The sequence below is a fragment of the Microbacterium neungamense genome (assembly GCF_024971095.1).
GTDB classification, from domain to species: Bacteria; Actinomycetota; Actinomycetes; order Actinomycetales; family Microbacteriaceae; genus Microbacterium; species Microbacterium neungamense.
Map to the genome: position 1 here is coordinate 194,973 of NZ_CP069717.1, position 14,905 is coordinate 209,877.

Here is a 14,905-nt window from a genome sequence, read left to right on the forward strand (position 1 = left end):
CTCGAGTTCCGTCACTTTGTGTCACGTCGTGCGGGTGAGCCACCATCGAACCCGCACGACGTGACACAATGTGGCGGGAAGGGCACGACGCGACACAATGTGCCGGGAAGGGTGGGTGCCGTCAGGGAGGGGTCTCAGCCGAGCGGCGGGGTGTGCCAGATGCGGTCGATGTAGTCGCGGATCGAACGGTCGGACGAGAAGAAGCCACACCGGGCGACGTTCAGGATCGCCGAGCGGGTCCAGGCATCCGGGTCGGCGTATGCGGCATCCACCCGCTCCTGCGCGGCGATGTAGGAGCCGTAGTCCGCGAGCACCATGAACCGGTCCTCGTCGAGCAGGTTCGCGACCACCGGCGCGAACACCGCCGCGTCGCCGCCCGAGAACGCACCCGAGGCGATCAGGTCGATCGCGCGGCGCAGACCCTCGTCGCTCTCGTAGAAGTCGCGCGGGCGGTAGCCGCGGCGGGCCAGCTCGGCGACCTGCGGCTCCCGCATCCCGAACAGGAAGAAGTTCTCGTCGCCGACGAGCTCGCGGATCTCCACGTTCGCGCCGTCGTCCGTCCCGATCGTGAGGGCGCCGTTGAGCGCGAACTTCATGTTCCCGGTGCCGGAGGCCTCCTTGCCGGCGAGGGAGATCTGCTCGGACAGGTCGGCCGCCGGGATCACGCGCTCAGCGAGGGTGACGTTGTAGTTCGGCGGGAACAGCATCCGCAATCGCCCCTCGAGGCGCTCGTCGGCGTTCACCACCGCGCCCACCGCGTTGATGAGGTGGATGATGCGCTTCGCCATCGCGTACCCCGGCGCGGCTTTCGCGCCGAAGATCACGGTCCGCGGCGTGAGGGCGGATGCTGGGACGCGGCCCGACACGACACCCTCGTACGCGCTGACCACGTGCAGCACCTTCAGCAGCTGCCGCTTGTACTCGTGCAGGCGCTTCACCATCACGTCGAGCAGATGCCCGTCGCCCACCTCGAACCCGTCCCTGGCCTGCAGCACGTCGCGCAGACGGCGCTTGTTGTCGTGCTTGACACGGGCGAACGCGGCGCGGAAGTCCGCGTCGTCGGCGAAGGGCTCCAGCTCGCGCAGCCGTTCCAGATCCGTGATCCAGCCGTCGCCGATCGCCGCCGTGATGAGCTCGGACAGCCCCGGATTCGCCAGGCGCAGGAAGCGGCGCGGGGTGACCCCGTTGGTGACGTTCGTGAACTTCTCGGGCGCGAACGCGGCGAAATCCGGCAGCACGGTGTCGCGCAGCAGCTGCGAGTGCAGCTCGGCCACGCCGTTCACGCGCGCGCCGGCGACGGTGGCCAGGTGCGCCATCCGCACCGCGCGCACCGGCGACTCGGCGATGATCGACATGTCCCGGATGCGGCGCTCGTCCTCGCCGAAGCGCTCGCGCACCCGGTCGAGGAACTCCTCGTTGATCCGGTAGATGATCTCGAGGTGCCGGGGCAGCAGGCGCCCGAGCAGCTCGACCGGCCAGACCTCGAGGGCCTCCGGCAGCAGGGTGTGGCAGGTGTACGCGAAGCAGCCCTGGGTGACCCGCCACGCGGCATCCCACGCCATGCCCTTCTCGTCGACCAGCACGCGCATCAGCTCGGGCACGGCGATGACCGGATGCGTGTCGTTGAGCTGGAAGATCACCCGCTCGGGGAGGGCCTCCAGGTCGTAGCCCTCGGCGAGCATGTGGTCGAGGAAGTCGTGCAGGGATGCCGCGACGAAGAAGTACTGCTGCTGCAGCCGCAGCTCCTTGCCCTGCGGGGTGGAGTCCTCCGGGTAGAGCACCTTGGAGATGTTCTCGGCGAAGGTGCGGGCCCGGACCGCCTCCTCGTAGTCGCCGGAGTTGAAGATGCGCAGGTCGAAGGCATCCGTCGCCTCCGCGCTCCACAGCCGCAGCGTGTTCACCCGGCCGTTCTGGAAGCCGGGGACCATGTAGTTGTACGGCACGGCGCGCACGCTCCACGCCGGGATCCACCGGCTGCGGGTGACGCCCGCGTCGTCGTAGGTCTCGGTGCGCCCGCCGAAGGAGACGAGCTGCGCGTGCTCGGGCCGCGGGAACTCCCACGGCGATCCGAGATCGAGCCAGGTGTCGGGCTGCTCGACCTGCTGTCCGTCCACGAAGGTCTGCCGGAAGATGCCGTACTCGTAGCGGATGCCATAGCCGATGCTCGGCACGCCGAGCGTGGCCAGGGAGTCGACGAAGCATGCCGCCAGGCGACCGAGGCCGCCGTTGCCGAGGCCGGGCTCGATCTCGAGCTCGCGGAGCTCGTCGAGGTCGAGGCCGCAGGCCGACATCGCCTCGGCGGCGACCCCGGCGAGCCCGCTGGCGAGCAGGTTGTTGTCGAGCTGACGGCCGAGCAGGTACTCGGCGGACAGGTAGCAGACGCCCTTCGCCTGGGTCTGCATCTGGTGCCGCTGGTCCTCCAGCCAGCGCGACATCAGGTAGTCGCGCACGGTGTACGCCAGAGCGAGGTAGCGGTCGTTCGGCGTCGAGGCGGAAAGGGCAACACCGCGATCGAAGTTCAGGTTGCGCAGGAACTCGGCGACGAAGCCGTCGACGGTCGCGGGCGGAGCGATCACCGGTGCGAGGGCGAGCGGGTGGGTGACGTCTTCGGGCACGGTTCGACCGTAGCGACCGGAGGCCGGATTCGCACGGAGATTTCCCGGGGGGAGGAGTTGACCTTGACGTTGCGTCAACTTCTACGGTGGACTCAGCGACGGAACGAGCATCAACGGAACGAGAGGAGGGATGCCATGGACTGGTCGATTCAGGAGGTGGCCCGGATCGCGGGCACCACGAGCAGGACGCTGCGTCACTACGACGACATCGGGCTGCTCAAGCCCTCGCGGATCGCCTACAACGGCTACCGGCACTACGACGAGGCCGCGCTCGTGCGCCTGCAGCGCATCCTGCTGCTGCGCGAGCTCGGACTCGGGCTGCCGCAGATCGCCGAGGTGATCGACCGCGAGCGCAGCGAGGCATCCGCTCTCGAGGCGCACCTGTCCTGGCTGCGCCAGGAGCAGGACCGGCTGAACCGGCAGATCGCCTCCGTCGAGAACACCATCACCGCATTGAAAGGAGGGGGACCCCTCATGGCAGAGAACATGTTCGACGGCTTCGACCACACCCAGTACAAGGACGAGGTGGAGGAGCGCTGGGGAAAGAAGGCCTACGCCGACGGCGACCGCTGGTGGCGCGGGATGACCGAGGAGGAGCGCGCCGCCTGGCAGCAGCGCGCCTCCGACCTCGGCCGCGACTGGATCGCCGCCGCCGAGCGCGGCGTCGACCCGGCATCCGACGAGGCGCAGGCGCTCGCCCGCCGTCACGTCGAGTGGCTCACCGGCATCGGCGGCACGCCCGCCGCGGCGCCGGGCGGCGACGTCAAGGGCTACGTGATCGGCCTCGGCGAGATGTACGTCGCCGACCCGCGCTTCGGGGCGAACTACGCCACGAGCGAGGGCGGCACGGCCGGCGCCGAGTTCGTCCGCGACGCGCTCCGCATCTATGCGGAGGCCAACCTGTAGGCCGCTGACGCACACACGGAGGGGAGGAGTTCTCACGCTCGGGAGGTGATTTCCGGGCTGAGGCTCCTCCCCTCCGCGCGTTCTCCTCCCGAGGCGGCGGGCGGCTGACGCCGGTCGCTTCCGTTCCGGACGGCCGGGGCGCGCGTTCGGGCCGGGCGGGGGTTAGTCTGGCAGCACGATGAGCATCACGCGCCGCACTCTGCTCGTCGGCGCCGGCGTCGGTGCCGTCTCGGTGCTGCTCGCGTCGTGCACCGGGGAGCCGGCGCCGTCGGCGAGCCCCCGGCCGACCGCGACCCGGACGTCCTCGCCGGGCCCGACGCCCCCGCCGGCACCCGGCGCCGTCCCCCGGCCGGCCGGTCTCGCGCGCAGCCGCTGGTCGGCCGACCCGTACGCGCGCGGGTCGATGAGCTACATCCCGGCCGGCGGCGACCCTCAGCACCGCGAAGCGCTCGCCGCGCCCGTCGGCGACCGCCTGTTCTTCGCCGGGGAGGCGACGGATGCCGGACGCCCGGCCACCGTGCTCGGGGCCGTGGACTCCGGACGCCGGGCCGCCGAGGCGGCTATCGAGGTCGCCGGCGACGAGGAGCGGATCGCGGTCGTGGGTGCGGGGGTCGCCGGAGCGGTCGCCGGGCGCGTGCTCGCCGACGCCGGGCACCGGGTGACCGTGCTCGAGGCGCGGGACCGGATCGGCGGCCGCATCCATTCGGTGATCGACGACGACTGGCCGCTGCCGGTGCAGCTGGGCGCCTGGCTCACGGTGCAGGGTCAGGCGGACGCGCTGCGCGACCGGCTGCTCGACCTCGGGATCGGCGAGATCGCGTTCGACTCGGCGACCGGCTGGTCGGCGGAGGGTCCCGTCCCGCCGGTGGACGGCGCGGTGCTCGAGGGCGCGATCGCGCAGGCGCAGCAGCAGCCCGCGGATTCCCCGCTCACCGACGCGCTGATCGCCGTGGGCGCCGACCTGCAGGATCCGGCGCTCGTCGCGGCGCTCGCCTGGCTCGAGGCGACGACCGGTGCGGATGCCTCGCGGGCGTCCACCCGGCATCCGCCCGCCTTCCTGGCCCCCGCGCTCACCGGCGCGGACGGCGACGTCGGCGCCCTGGTCGCCGAGGCGGCGAAGGATCTGGACGTCGCGCTGGGCGCACCGGTGGTGCGGATCGTCCACGACGAGGAGGGCGTCAGCCTGCGGCTGGGCACGGGGGAGTCGCAGTCGTTCGACCGCGTGATCGTCACCGTGCCGCTCGGGGTGCTGAAGACGGACGGCATCGAGTTCGATCCGGAGCTGCCGTTCGAGCACCGCAGCGCGATCTCGCTGCTCGCCTCCGGCGCGGTGGAGACGGTGTGGCTGCGCTTCGACGAGCCGTTCTGGGACGCCGGTGCCGCCATCTGGCACATCGTCGGCGGGGACGGGCCGATCCGCACGTGGCTCAACCTGGAGATCGCGATCGGCGAGCCGATCCTCGTCGGCCTCGTGGGCGGGCCGGATGCCGTCGGCTTCGCCGCCCTGGGTGACCGGGAGGCCGAGGATGCGGCGCGCGCCTCGCTCGCCTTCGTCGCCCCGGACCCCGCCTGACGAGCCGAAACGCCGGGTCCGGGGGAGTGCGTTTCGTCTCGGTCGGCTGCGCCGTCCTCGCTCAACGACCGAAGGGGCGGTCGCACAGTGCGTTTCGTCTCGGTCGGCTCCGCCGTCCTCGCTCAACGACCGAAGGGGCGGTCGCACAGTGCGTTTCGTCTCGGTCGGCTGCGCCGTCCTCGCTCAACGACAGGGGCGGTCGCTCAGCCTCCGTTCTCGGCGGGCACCGTCGGGTAGACCCGGCTGAGCACCACGAGGCCGGTCGCGACGAGCGCGAAGATCGCGAGCGCGACGGCGCAGGTCGCGGCGAGCTCCGCGATGCCGGAGACCTGCCGCGGGTCGAGGAAGTAGTACGGGTACCAGCCGATCAGCGTGCCCCGCCAGATCGTGAACAGCCCCCATCCGATCGGGTACAGCAGCACGAACGGCACGATCCGCCATGACGCCGCCCGCCGCCCCGGGCCGAGGATCCACGCCACGACCGTCCACGCCGGCAGCACGAAGTGCAGCACCACGTCCGACCAGGGCACCGTGATCGGGATGCCGCGCATGCCCGCCTGCCACACGATCAGAGCGAACGCGAGCCCGGCGGTGATCGTCCAGCTGAGCACGATCGCCCGGGCCGTGGTGAGCCACGGCGGATCCTCGGGGGTGTGCAGGGCGATGATCCCGGCGATGACGGCGAGCGCGGCGAAGGCGACGTTCGACTGGATGGTCAGGTAGGCGAAGAAGTTCTGGCTCGCCAGCGACTGCGATCCGAGGCCCCAGAGGAGCCGGTGGACGAGGGCCGCGACGCACACGGCCGCCGTGAGCAGACGCGCCCAGCCGAAGGCCCTTCTCGTGATCACGCGCGGGTCGTCCTCCTGCTCGGCTCGGCGGGTCGCCCCCACCGCCGAGTCTACGGAACGCCTCGCCGAGGTCGTCCCGGAAGACGGGCCCCGTCCCCGGACGACGGATCGGGGACCCGGCCCCCGGCGGCTAGAGTGGCCGCGTGACCCCGCTCCGCGTCCTGCTCGTCGCCGTCGGCGGGACGCTGGGGACGGCCGCGCGGATGCTGCTCGGCCTCGCCCTGCCCGCCGGTGCGCTCCCGTGGGATGTGCTCGTCGCGAACGTCCTCGGCGCGCTGCTGCTCGGCGTCGTCACCGCGCGGGTGCCGGCGGAAGAGATGCGGCTCCTGTTCGGCACCGGCGTGCTCGGCGGCTTCACGACGTACAGCGCGCTCGCCGTCGGCACGGTCGAACTGTGGACCTCGGCGCCCCTGCTCGCCGTCTCGTACGCGGTTGGCAGCGTCGCGCTCGGCCTGGCGGCCGCGGCGGCCGGGCTGCGGCTCGGCGGCGGGGCCGGGCAGGGCCGGGCAGGAGATGCGCCGTGAGCCCGCTCGTCCTGCTGCTGGCGGCCGCGGCCGGCGGTCTCGGCGCCGCCGCGCGCTACGTCGTGGACATCGGCGTCGCCCGGCTCGCCGGCACCCGGTTCCCGTGGGGCGTGTTCGTGATCAACCTCTCCGGCTCCCTCCTGCTCGGCGTCCTCACCGGGGCGCTGCCGGGGTCCGCGTTCGTCCTCGGCACCGGGTTCCTCGGCGGCTACACGACGTTCAGCACGGCGATGATCGACACGGTCGCGCTGTGGCGGGACGGGGAGCGGCCGGCATCCGTGGTCAACGCGCTCGGCATGCTGCTGCTGGGGGTCCTCGCGGCGGCGCTGGGGCTCGCGCTGGGGGCGGCACTCAGGCCCTGAATCAGGCGGTAGGGTACCAACGTGCAGAACGGGGGACGTCGGTGTCGAAACTCGCCATCCTGAGCCTGCGCAACCGCGCGCTGATCGCGCTGATCACGATCGTCGCCGCCGTCTTCGGCGGACTCGCGCTCACCGACCTGAAGCAGGAGCTCATCCCGTCGCTCGAGCTGCCGGCGCTGGTGGTGATGACGAACTACCCGGGCGCCTCGCCCGAGGTGGTCGAGAACGACGTGTCCACCCCGATCGAGACCGCGATCCAGGGTGTGCCCGGGCTGGAGTCGACCAGCGCCACCAGCACGACCGACGCGTCGGTCGTGCAGGCGATGTTCGCGTACGGCACCGACCTCGCCACCGCCGAGCAGAAGATGCAGCAGGCGATCAACCGGATCGCCCGGCAGCTGCCCGCGGATGTCGCGCCGCAGGTGCTCAGCGTCTCCATCGACGACTTCCCGGTGATCCAGATCGCGGTGACCGGCTTCGACGACGCCGAATCCGCGCAGGCCGACCTGGAGAGCGTCGTCATCCCCGACCTCGAGGACGTCGACGGCGTGAACACCGCGCAGATCGTGGGCGGCACCGGACAGCGGATCACGATCACCCCCGATCCGGCACGGCTCGCCGCCGCGGGCGCGAGCACCCAGGCCATCGCGCAGGCGCTGCAGCAGAACGGCACGCTGTTCCCCGGCGGCGACATCACCGAGGGCGACCGCACGCTCACTGTGCAGACCGGCGCGAAGATCACCTCCGTCGGCGAGATCGCCGCCCTGCCCCTGGTGGGGACGGATGCCGTGATCGGCGACGTCGCGACGGTGGCGCGGACGAGCGACCCGGTCACCTCGCTGTCGCGCGTGGACGGGGAGGACGCGCTGTCGGTCGCGGTGACGAAGCTGCCGGCGGCGAACACGGTGGACGTGTCGAGCGGCGTGCTCGCCGCGCTCGACGGGCTCGCCGACGCCTTCCCGGATGCCGAGTTCACGGTCGTCTTCGATCAGGCCCCGTACATCCAGCAGTCCATCGAGACGCTGGCCACCGAGGGGCTGCTCGGGCTCACGTTCGCGGTGGTCGTGATCCTGGTGTTCCTGCTGTCGATCCGCTCCACCCTGGTCACCGCGATCTCGATCCCGACCTCGGTGCTGGTCACGTTCATCGGGCTGCAGGCGTTCGGGTACTCGCTCAACGTGCTCACCCTCGGGGCGCTGACGATCGCGATCGGGCGGGTGGTCGACGACTCGATCGTCGTGATCGAGAACATCAAGCGCCACTACGTCGAGGGCGCCGACAAGGCCGAGGCCATCCGTCTCGCGGTGCGCGAGGTGGCCGCGGCGATCACGGCGTCGACCATCACGACGGTGGCCGTGTTCCTGCCGATCGTGTTCGTCGGCGACATGGTCGGCGAGCTGTTCCGCCCGTTCGCGATGACCGTGACGATCGCGATGACCGCATCCCTGCTGGTGGCCCTCACGATCGTGCCGGTGCTGGCGTACTGGTTCCTGCGGCCGGGCAGGCCGCTGCGCGACGCCGACGGCCGCCGGATCGATCCGGAGAGCCCGCTGGCGCCGCCGACGCCGCTGCAGCGGCTGTACCGCCCGATCCTCGGCTGGACGCTGCGGCATTCGGCGATCACGGTCGTGCTCGCGGTGCTCGTGCTGGGCGCGACGCTGGCGGCCGCCCCGCTGATGAAGGTCAACTTCCTCAGCGACTCGGGGCAGAACACGATGACGGTCAGTCAGGACCTCGGCCCGTCCGCGAGCCTGCAGGCGAAGTCGGATGCCGCCGCGAAGGTGGAGGACGCGCTGGCCGAGGTGGACGGCATCGAGCACGTCCAGGCGTCGATCGGCTCGAGCGGTTCGGCGCTGCGCGACGCGTTCTCCGGCGGCGCGGGCGTGACCTACTCGATCCAGACCGCGGAGGGCGAGGATCAGGAGGCGCTGCGCGCCCGGGTGCAGCGGTCCATCGACGAGCTCGACGGCGTCGGGGAGGTGACCGTGAGCGGGTCGCGCGGGTTCGGGTCGAGCGACATCGAGGTGACGGTCACGGCTCCCGACGCGCAGGCGCTGCGCCAGGCGACGGATGCCCTCGTCGCCGACCTCCGCGAGCGGGAGGGCGTCGGCGTCGTCACCGACAACCTCGCCGCGTCGCTGCCCTACATCGCGGTGGTCGTGGACCGCGCCGCCGCCGCGGAGCGCGGACTGTCCGAGGTGGCCGTGGGGTCGATCGTGTCGAACGCGATGCGAGCGCAGCAGCTCGGCACGGTCGAGATCGACGACACCACGCTGACCGTCTACCTGGTCGCGGCGGAGCCGCCGGCGACCGTGGACGAGCTGCGCGAGCTCCTCGTGCCGACCGTCGCCGGCCCGGTGCGGCTGGCGGAGATCGCAGTGGTCGAGCAGCGCGAAGGGCCGACCTCGATCTCGACCGAGCAGGGGCGGCGCACCGCCACGATCACCGTGCCGCCGGCATCCGACGACCTCGCCGTCGCCACGGCGGCGGTGACCGCGGCGATCGCGTCTGTCGACCTGCCCGACGGCGCCCGCGCGACCGTCGGCGGCGTCGCCGAACAGCAGGCCGAGTCGTTCTCGCAGCTGGGGCTGGCGATGCTGGCGGCGATCCTCATCGTCTACGTCGTGATGGTGGCGACCTTCAAGTCGCTGCGGCAGCCGCTGCTGCTGCTGGTGTCGGTGCCGTTCGCGGCGACCGGGGCGATCCTGCTGCAGATCGTGACCGGCGTGCCGCTGGGAGTGGCGTCGCTGATCGGCGTGCTGATGCTGATCGGCATCGTGGTGACGAACGCGATCGTGCTGGTCGACCTCGTGAACCAGTATCGCGAGAAGGGGCTCTCCACGCCCGAGGCGGTGATGGCCGGGGGTGAGAAGCGCCTGCGGCCGATCCTGATGACCGCGCTCGCGACGATCTTCGCGCTCACGCCGATGGCGCTCGGGATCACCGGACACGGTGGTTTCATCTCCCAGCCGCTCGCGATCGTCGTGATCGGCGGACTGGTGTCCTCGACCGTGCTGACCCTGATCGTCCTGCCGACGCTGTACAACCTCGTCGAGGGCGCGAAGGAGCGCCGCGCCGCCCGCCGCGCGGATCGCACCGCGGCGGGCCCGGGTCGCGACGTGGGCTGACCCCGCCGGTCAGGCGAACTCGATGCCCCAGTGCAGCCGCCAGGTCTCGTCCTGCGCGAGGCGGCGCAGCCCGCGTCCGGAGTTGAAGGCCTCGGCCGGCGCGGTCATCGGCTCGACCGCGACCGCGAGGGGCTGGCCGGGGTACCGGTCGGTCGTGAACGCCTGCACGAAGTCGAAGCCCTCGCCCTGCCACAGCGTGACCGCGCGTCCGTCCGGGGCGGTGAGCGTGGAACGCACGCGCCCGTCCGCGTCCCGCCGCAGGTTCGCGAACCCGGTGTCCAGCTGCACATCGCCGATGCGGACACCTGCGCGCAGGTCCGTGCCGCTCGAGACCGGGGACTCGCCGACCGGCAGCATCCGCTCGTCGGTCTCGAAGTACGTCTCGGCGGGGATCCGCAGCACCAGCTGTCGCGGGTCCACGTCGCCGATCGTCAGGAACGGGTGCGTCCCGAGGGCCACCGGCGCGGCCTCGGCCGAACGGTTCGTGAGACGGTGCTCGACCTCGAGCCCGGCATCCGTCAGCGCATAGCGCACCGACGTCTCGAGGAGGTACGGGTACCCCGTCTGCGGCACCACGGAAGCGGCGAGCGTGACCGCGGCATCCGTCTGCTCGGCGATCTCGTACGCGGTGAACCGCAGCAGTCCGTGGCTGGCGTTGCGGAACTTCGGCTCGCTGACGGCGAGGGCGCGCGTGGTCTCGCCGTCCTGCCACACCCCGTCGCGGATGCGGTTCGGCCAGGGGACGAGCACGACACCGGAGCACATCGGCGTCGGTTCGTCCTCCGGGTAGGGCGGCACGATGGTGACGCCGCCCACGGTCAGGTGGCGGAGCGAGGCGCCGACCTGCGCGATCTGCGCGGTCACGTCGCCGCGCCGGAGGTGGATCTGGATGCCGGTGGGGGAAGTCACGTCGCCATCGTACGACCCGGAGGTCTCCCAGGTCAGGGCGGTAGACTGATCGGGTCGGCTTCGGACATCCGCCCCCTCGAGGGGCGGTTCGTTTGCGAGTGTGCGCACTCCGTTTGTGAGTCCAGGGGCCGATGGTTCATCAACCATCACATGAATGGCCCCGGCCGACGGATGCCCGGGTATGTCCGCCGCGCGCTGAGCTCTGTGCGCGCGGTCCGCGCTCTGCGCGGACGGATGCTGTTCTCGTGTCAGAGACAGTCAGGAAACACCATGCCCAAGAACAGCAAGCCCAAGGGCGGACGCCCCGCGCGCAACTTCGACCCCCGCTACGGCGCGAAGAAGACCCCGTTCCACGACCGCCATGCCGGCCCTCGTCCCGGCGGCCGTGACGAGAGGGCGGATGCCGGCGAGCGGCGGCCGTTCGGCGGTGACCGCCGACCGGGCTTGATCAGCCCGAAGCACCGCGGCTACCGACCCGCCGACACGGAGTCCGGCGCGCCCAAGCGCCGCTGGACCGCGCCGGAGAAGGCCGGCCGCGACGAGGCCCGCGGCATCCGCAACCGCGCCGAGGGCGGATGCCGCGAAGCGCCGCACCATCGAGCCGAGCGCCCGCGCTTCGAGCGCGACGACCGCCGGGCGGAGCGTCCGCGGTTCGAGCGGGACGACCGACAGCGCTTCGACCGCGGCGACCGCCGGGCGGAGCGTCCGCGGTTCGAGCGGACGGAGCGTCCGCGGTTCGAGCGCGCGGATCGTGCGGAGCGTCCCCGCTTCGAGCGCGATGACCGACAGCGCTTCGACCGTGACGATCGCGCCCGCACCGACCGTCCGCGGTTCGAGCGGGACGACCGACAGCGCTTCGACCGCGGCGACCGTACCGAGCGTCCCCGTTTCGACCGCGACGACCGTCGAGCCGACCGTCCCGGTTTCGATCGCGACGACCGCCCGCGGACCGTGCGCGCCGACCGCGCCCGGACCGACCGCGACGACCGCCCGGCGCGTCCCGCCCGCGAGACCCGTCCCACCCGGAGCGACTGGACCGGCACGGCATCCGCAGCCCGCGAGCAGGCGGAGGACGTCGTGCACGAGCGGCTCGAGGCCCAGGCCGTGCAGGCCGGCGAGGTCGCGGACGTGACCTTCGCCGACCTCGGCCTCGGCTCGAACATCACCGAGATCCTCACGAACATGGGGGCCGAGAAGCCGTTCCCGATCCAGGCCGCGACGATCCCGCCGATCCTGGCGGGTCGCGACGTCCTCGGCCGCGGCCGCACCGGCTCGGGCAAGACGATCGCCTTCGGCGCCCCGCTGGTGGAGAGCATCCTGACCTCGCAGAAGGGCACCCGCCGCCAGATCGGACGCAAGCCGCGCGCGATCATCCTCGCCCCGACCCGCGAGCTCGCCCTGCAGATCGACCGCACGGTGCAGCCGATCGCCCGCAGCGTCGGCCTGTTCACGACGCAGATCTACGGCGGCGTCCCGCAGGCGCGGCAGGTCGGTGCCCTGAAGAAGGGCGTCGACATCGTGATCGGCACCCCCGGCCGCATCGAGGATCTCATCGACCAGGGCAAGCTCGACCTCTCCGAGGTGCGCATCGTCGTGCTCGACGAGGCCGATCACATGTGCGAGCTGGGCTTCGTCGAGCCGGTGCAGCGGATCCTCCGCCGCACCGGGGAGGGCAGTCAGAAGCTGCTGTTCTCGGCGACCCTCGACCGCGAGGTCGCCGCGCTCGTCGACGAGTTCCTGGTCGACCCGGCCGTCTACGAGGTCGCCGGCGAGACCCAGGAGTCCAGCACGATCGACCACCGCGTGCTCGTGATCGAGCACCGCGACAAGGCCGAGGTGCTCACCTCCCTGGTCGACCGGGACGGGCAGACGCTCGTGTTCGCGCGCACCCGCGCCTACGCCGAGATGCTCGCCGAGCAGTTCGAGGACGCCGGCATCGCCGCCGTCTCGCTGCACGGCGATCTGAACCAGGCCAAGCGCACGCGCAATCTGCAGAAGCTCACCTCCGGCAAGGTGCAGGTGCTCGTCGCGACGGATGTGGCCGCCCGCGGCATCCACGTCGATGACATCGACCTCGTCGTCCAGGCCGACGCACCCGACGAGTACAAGACGTACCTGCATCGCGCCGGCCGCACCGGCCGCGCCGGGCGTCAGGGCCGCGTGGTCACGCTGATCACCCGGCACCGTCGTCGCCGCATGGAGGACCTGCTCGACCGCGCCGAGATCGACGCACCGTTCGAGACGGCGCAGCCCGGCGACGACGTGATCGAGGAGATCGCCGGACGGATGCCGACCGACGCCGCCCTCACGTCCTGACACCTTCCCGGTCCCTCCGAGGTTTGGGGCGGATTCTCACGTTCGGGGCGGCTCTGGCCCGCCCCGAACGTGAAATCCCGCCCCAAACGGGTGGAGGGTGTCAGAACAGCGTGGGAGCCGGGGCCGGCGTCGCTGCGGGAGGCGCGGTTCGCATGCGCAGGATGCTGCGCGCCTGGTCGTGCTCCTGCTCGGACTGCGCGTGCAGGCCGTGGGCGCGGATGAGCGGCCGCATCCGCTTCGCGAGCCATTGCCGGTACGCCTTCGGCGCCTCGACCGCCGCGCCCGGGTAGAGCCCCCGATAGGACGACACGAGGTCGGGCCGCTCGCGCTGAAGCCACTGGAAGAACCACGGCTTCACACCCGGCCGCAGGTGCAGCGCACCGTAGACCGCATGGTCGGCGCCGGCCTCCTTGATCCTCCGCAGCGCGTCGTCGATCGCGGCGATCGAGTCGGTCAGATGGGGGAGCACCGGCATGAGGAAGACGCCGACGCGGAACCCGGCATCCGTGAGCGCGTGCACCGTGTCGAGCCGCGCTTGCGTCGTCGGTGTGCCCGGCTCGATCGAGTGCTGCAACGCGTCGTCGTACATGGCGATCGACATCTGCACGTCGATGGGCACCTGCGTGGCCGCATCCCTGAGCAGCGGGATGTCGCGACGGATCAGCGTCCCCTTGGTCAGGATCGACATCGGCGTGCCCGAGTCCGCGAGCGCACGGATGATCCCGGGCATCAGCCGGTACCGCCCCTCGGCGCGCTGGTACGGGTCGGTGTTGGTTCCGAGCGCAACCGTCTCGCGCTGCCACGATCCGCGCCGCAGCTCGCGCTGCAGCACCTCGACGATGTTGGTCTTCACCACGATCTGCGAGTCGAAATCCGCCCCGCCGTCCAGATCGAGATACTCATGCGTCCCGCGAGCGAAGCAGTTGTGGCTGATCACGCCGTTGGCCACGAAATCTCCGGTACCCGTGGTGATGTCGACCAGATCCCGGACGCCTGGAAGCGGCTCGATCGACACCAGGTCGGCGACCGAGGTGACCGCGGTTCCTTCGAGACCGGTCAGGTCGGCTTCCGCCAAGAATCCCGTCCCGAGCCCCATCAGCCGGTCGTTCGACGTCAGATGGGGACGTTGACCCTCGTGCGCATCGGCGACGTGCTTCCACCCCCGTTCGGTGAGGAAACGGTGATCGCCGCTCGCGATCAGCGTCGTCCCGTCGGCGAGCGTCACCCGGTAGGCGGCCTTCCGCGTGGACCACTTCGCCTCGACACTCGTGCGCACGTAACGGCGGTACGCGCCGCGTCGCTCCGCGCCGAGGATCTCCCTGCCGATGATCTCCGTGCCGATGATCTCCGTGCCGATGATCTCCGTGCCGATGATCTCCGTGCCGATGATCTCCGTGCCGATGATCTCCATGCCGACCTCCAGCTCCCCGATCGGCCGCTGCCGGCCGTCGGTGCAGAGGACCGGCGTCGCGGGATCCAGGCAATAGACGCAGGCGTGACTGCAGCCGCGGTACGGATTGATCGTCCAGTTGAACGGCATCCGCGACGGGCCGGGCACCCGGTTCAGCGCGGACCGGGCGAGCACCTCGTGGAAGGTGACGCCGGCGAACTCGGGCGTCGTCACCGATCGCACCAGGCCGCTGCGGTTCTCAAGGCCGGGCAGCGCGTCGCCATCCGTCTCGTCGATCGCCTGTCCCTGCCACCGCATGCTCACAGTCGAACAA

Annotated in this window: 10 protein-coding genes; 6 read left to right on the forward strand and 4 right to left on the reverse strand. The window is 71.5% G+C overall.

Going from position 1 to position 14,905, the window contains the following annotated elements:
* Window positions 1-134 precede the first annotated feature (134 nt).
* Window positions 135-2,615, reverse strand: a complete 2,481-nt coding sequence (locus JSY13_RS00990) for a glycogen/starch/alpha-glucan phosphorylase (protein WP_259607166.1) — start codon at window positions 2,613-2,615, stop codon at window positions 135-137.
* 135 nt (window positions 2,616-2,750) lie between these two features.
* On the opposite strand from JSY13_RS00990, the gene JSY13_RS00995 reads away from it, so the two are divergent.
* Window positions 2,751-3,521, forward strand: coding sequence for a MerR family transcriptional regulator (locus tag JSY13_RS00995; protein ID WP_259607167.1), 771 nt, complete (start codon window positions 2,751-2,753; stop codon window positions 3,519-3,521).
* 178 nt (window positions 3,522-3,699) lie between these two features.
* Window positions 3,700-5,094: a flavin monoamine oxidase family protein gene (locus JSY13_RS01000; protein ID WP_259607168.1), complete on the forward strand. Its 1,395-nt coding sequence runs from the start codon at window positions 3,700-3,702 to the stop codon at window positions 5,092-5,094.
* 203 nt (window positions 5,095-5,297) lie between these two features.
* Here the strand turns inward: JSY13_RS01000 and JSY13_RS01005 are convergent, their stop codons facing one another.
* The gene (locus JSY13_RS01005) at window positions 5,298-5,984 is read right to left on the reverse strand and encodes a Pr6Pr family membrane protein (protein ID WP_259607169.1); all 687 of its coding nucleotides are present in this window, start codon (window positions 5,982-5,984) and stop codon (window positions 5,298-5,300) included.
* A 101-nt stretch (window positions 5,985-6,085) separates the two neighbouring features.
* Between JSY13_RS01005 and JSY13_RS01010 the strand changes: the two genes are divergently transcribed.
* Genes JSY13_RS01010 through JSY13_RS01020 form a run of 3 tightly spaced genes read left to right on the forward strand, consistent with a single transcriptional unit; the run spans window position 6,086 to window position 9,956 of the window.
* Entirely contained in the window at window positions 6,086-6,466 is a 381-nt protein-coding gene (locus JSY13_RS01010) for a fluoride efflux transporter FluC (RefSeq protein WP_259607171.1), read from the forward strand.
* On the forward strand, window positions 6,463-6,828 hold the full coding sequence (locus JSY13_RS01015; protein ID WP_259607172.1) for a fluoride efflux transporter FluC: 366 nt from the start codon (window positions 6,463-6,465) through the stop codon (window positions 6,826-6,828). Before JSY13_RS01010 ends, JSY13_RS01015 begins: the two co-directional genes overlap by 4 nt.
* A gap of 41 nt (window positions 6,829-6,869) precedes the next feature.
* Complete coding sequence (locus tag JSY13_RS01020; RefSeq protein WP_259607173.1) at window positions 6,870-9,956, forward strand: efflux RND transporter permease subunit; 3,087 nt, start codon at window positions 6,870-6,872, stop codon at window positions 9,954-9,956.
* Between the two features lie 9 nt (window positions 9,957-9,965).
* On the opposite strand, the gene JSY13_RS01025 is transcribed toward JSY13_RS01020, so the two are convergent.
* Window positions 9,966-10,865 (reverse strand): aldose 1-epimerase family protein, encoded by a 900-nt coding sequence (locus JSY13_RS01025; RefSeq protein WP_259607174.1) that lies wholly within the window; start codon window positions 10,863-10,865, stop codon window positions 9,966-9,968.
* A 270-nt stretch (window positions 10,866-11,135) separates the two neighbouring features.
* Between JSY13_RS01025 and JSY13_RS01030 the strand changes: the two genes are divergently transcribed.
* The gene (locus JSY13_RS01030; protein ID WP_259607175.1) at window positions 11,136-13,181 is read left to right on the forward strand and encodes a DEAD/DEAH box helicase; all 2,046 of its coding nucleotides are present in this window, start codon (window positions 11,136-11,138) and stop codon (window positions 13,179-13,181) included.
* A 100-nt stretch (window positions 13,182-13,281) separates the two neighbouring features.
* Here JSY13_RS01030 and JSY13_RS01035 read toward each other — a convergent pair whose 3' ends face one another.
* A complete protein-coding gene (locus JSY13_RS01035; RefSeq protein WP_259607176.1) occupies window positions 13,282-14,889 on the reverse strand; it encodes an Rv2578c family radical SAM protein in 1,608 nt (535 codons plus the stop codon).
* Between the last annotated feature and the right edge of the window lie 16 nt (window positions 14,890-14,905).

What these genes read in the sequence shown, in the direction of transcription:
- JSY13_RS01030 (WP_259607175.1), top strand. Translation starts at nt 11,136, where the DNA reads ATGCCCAAGAACAGCAAGCCCAAGGGCGGACGCCCCGCGCGCAACTTC.
- JSY13_RS01035 (WP_259607176.1), bottom strand. Translation starts at nt 14,889, where the DNA reads ATGCGGTGGCAGGGACAGGCGATCGACGAGACGGATGGCGACGCGCTG.
- JSY13_RS01000 (WP_259607168.1), top strand. Translation starts at nt 3,700, where the DNA reads ATGAGCATCACGCGCCGCACTCTGCTCGTCGGCGCCGGCGTCGGTGCC.
- JSY13_RS00995 (WP_259607167.1), top strand. Translation starts at nt 2,751, where the DNA reads ATGGACTGGTCGATTCAGGAGGTGGCCCGGATCGCGGGCACCACGAGC.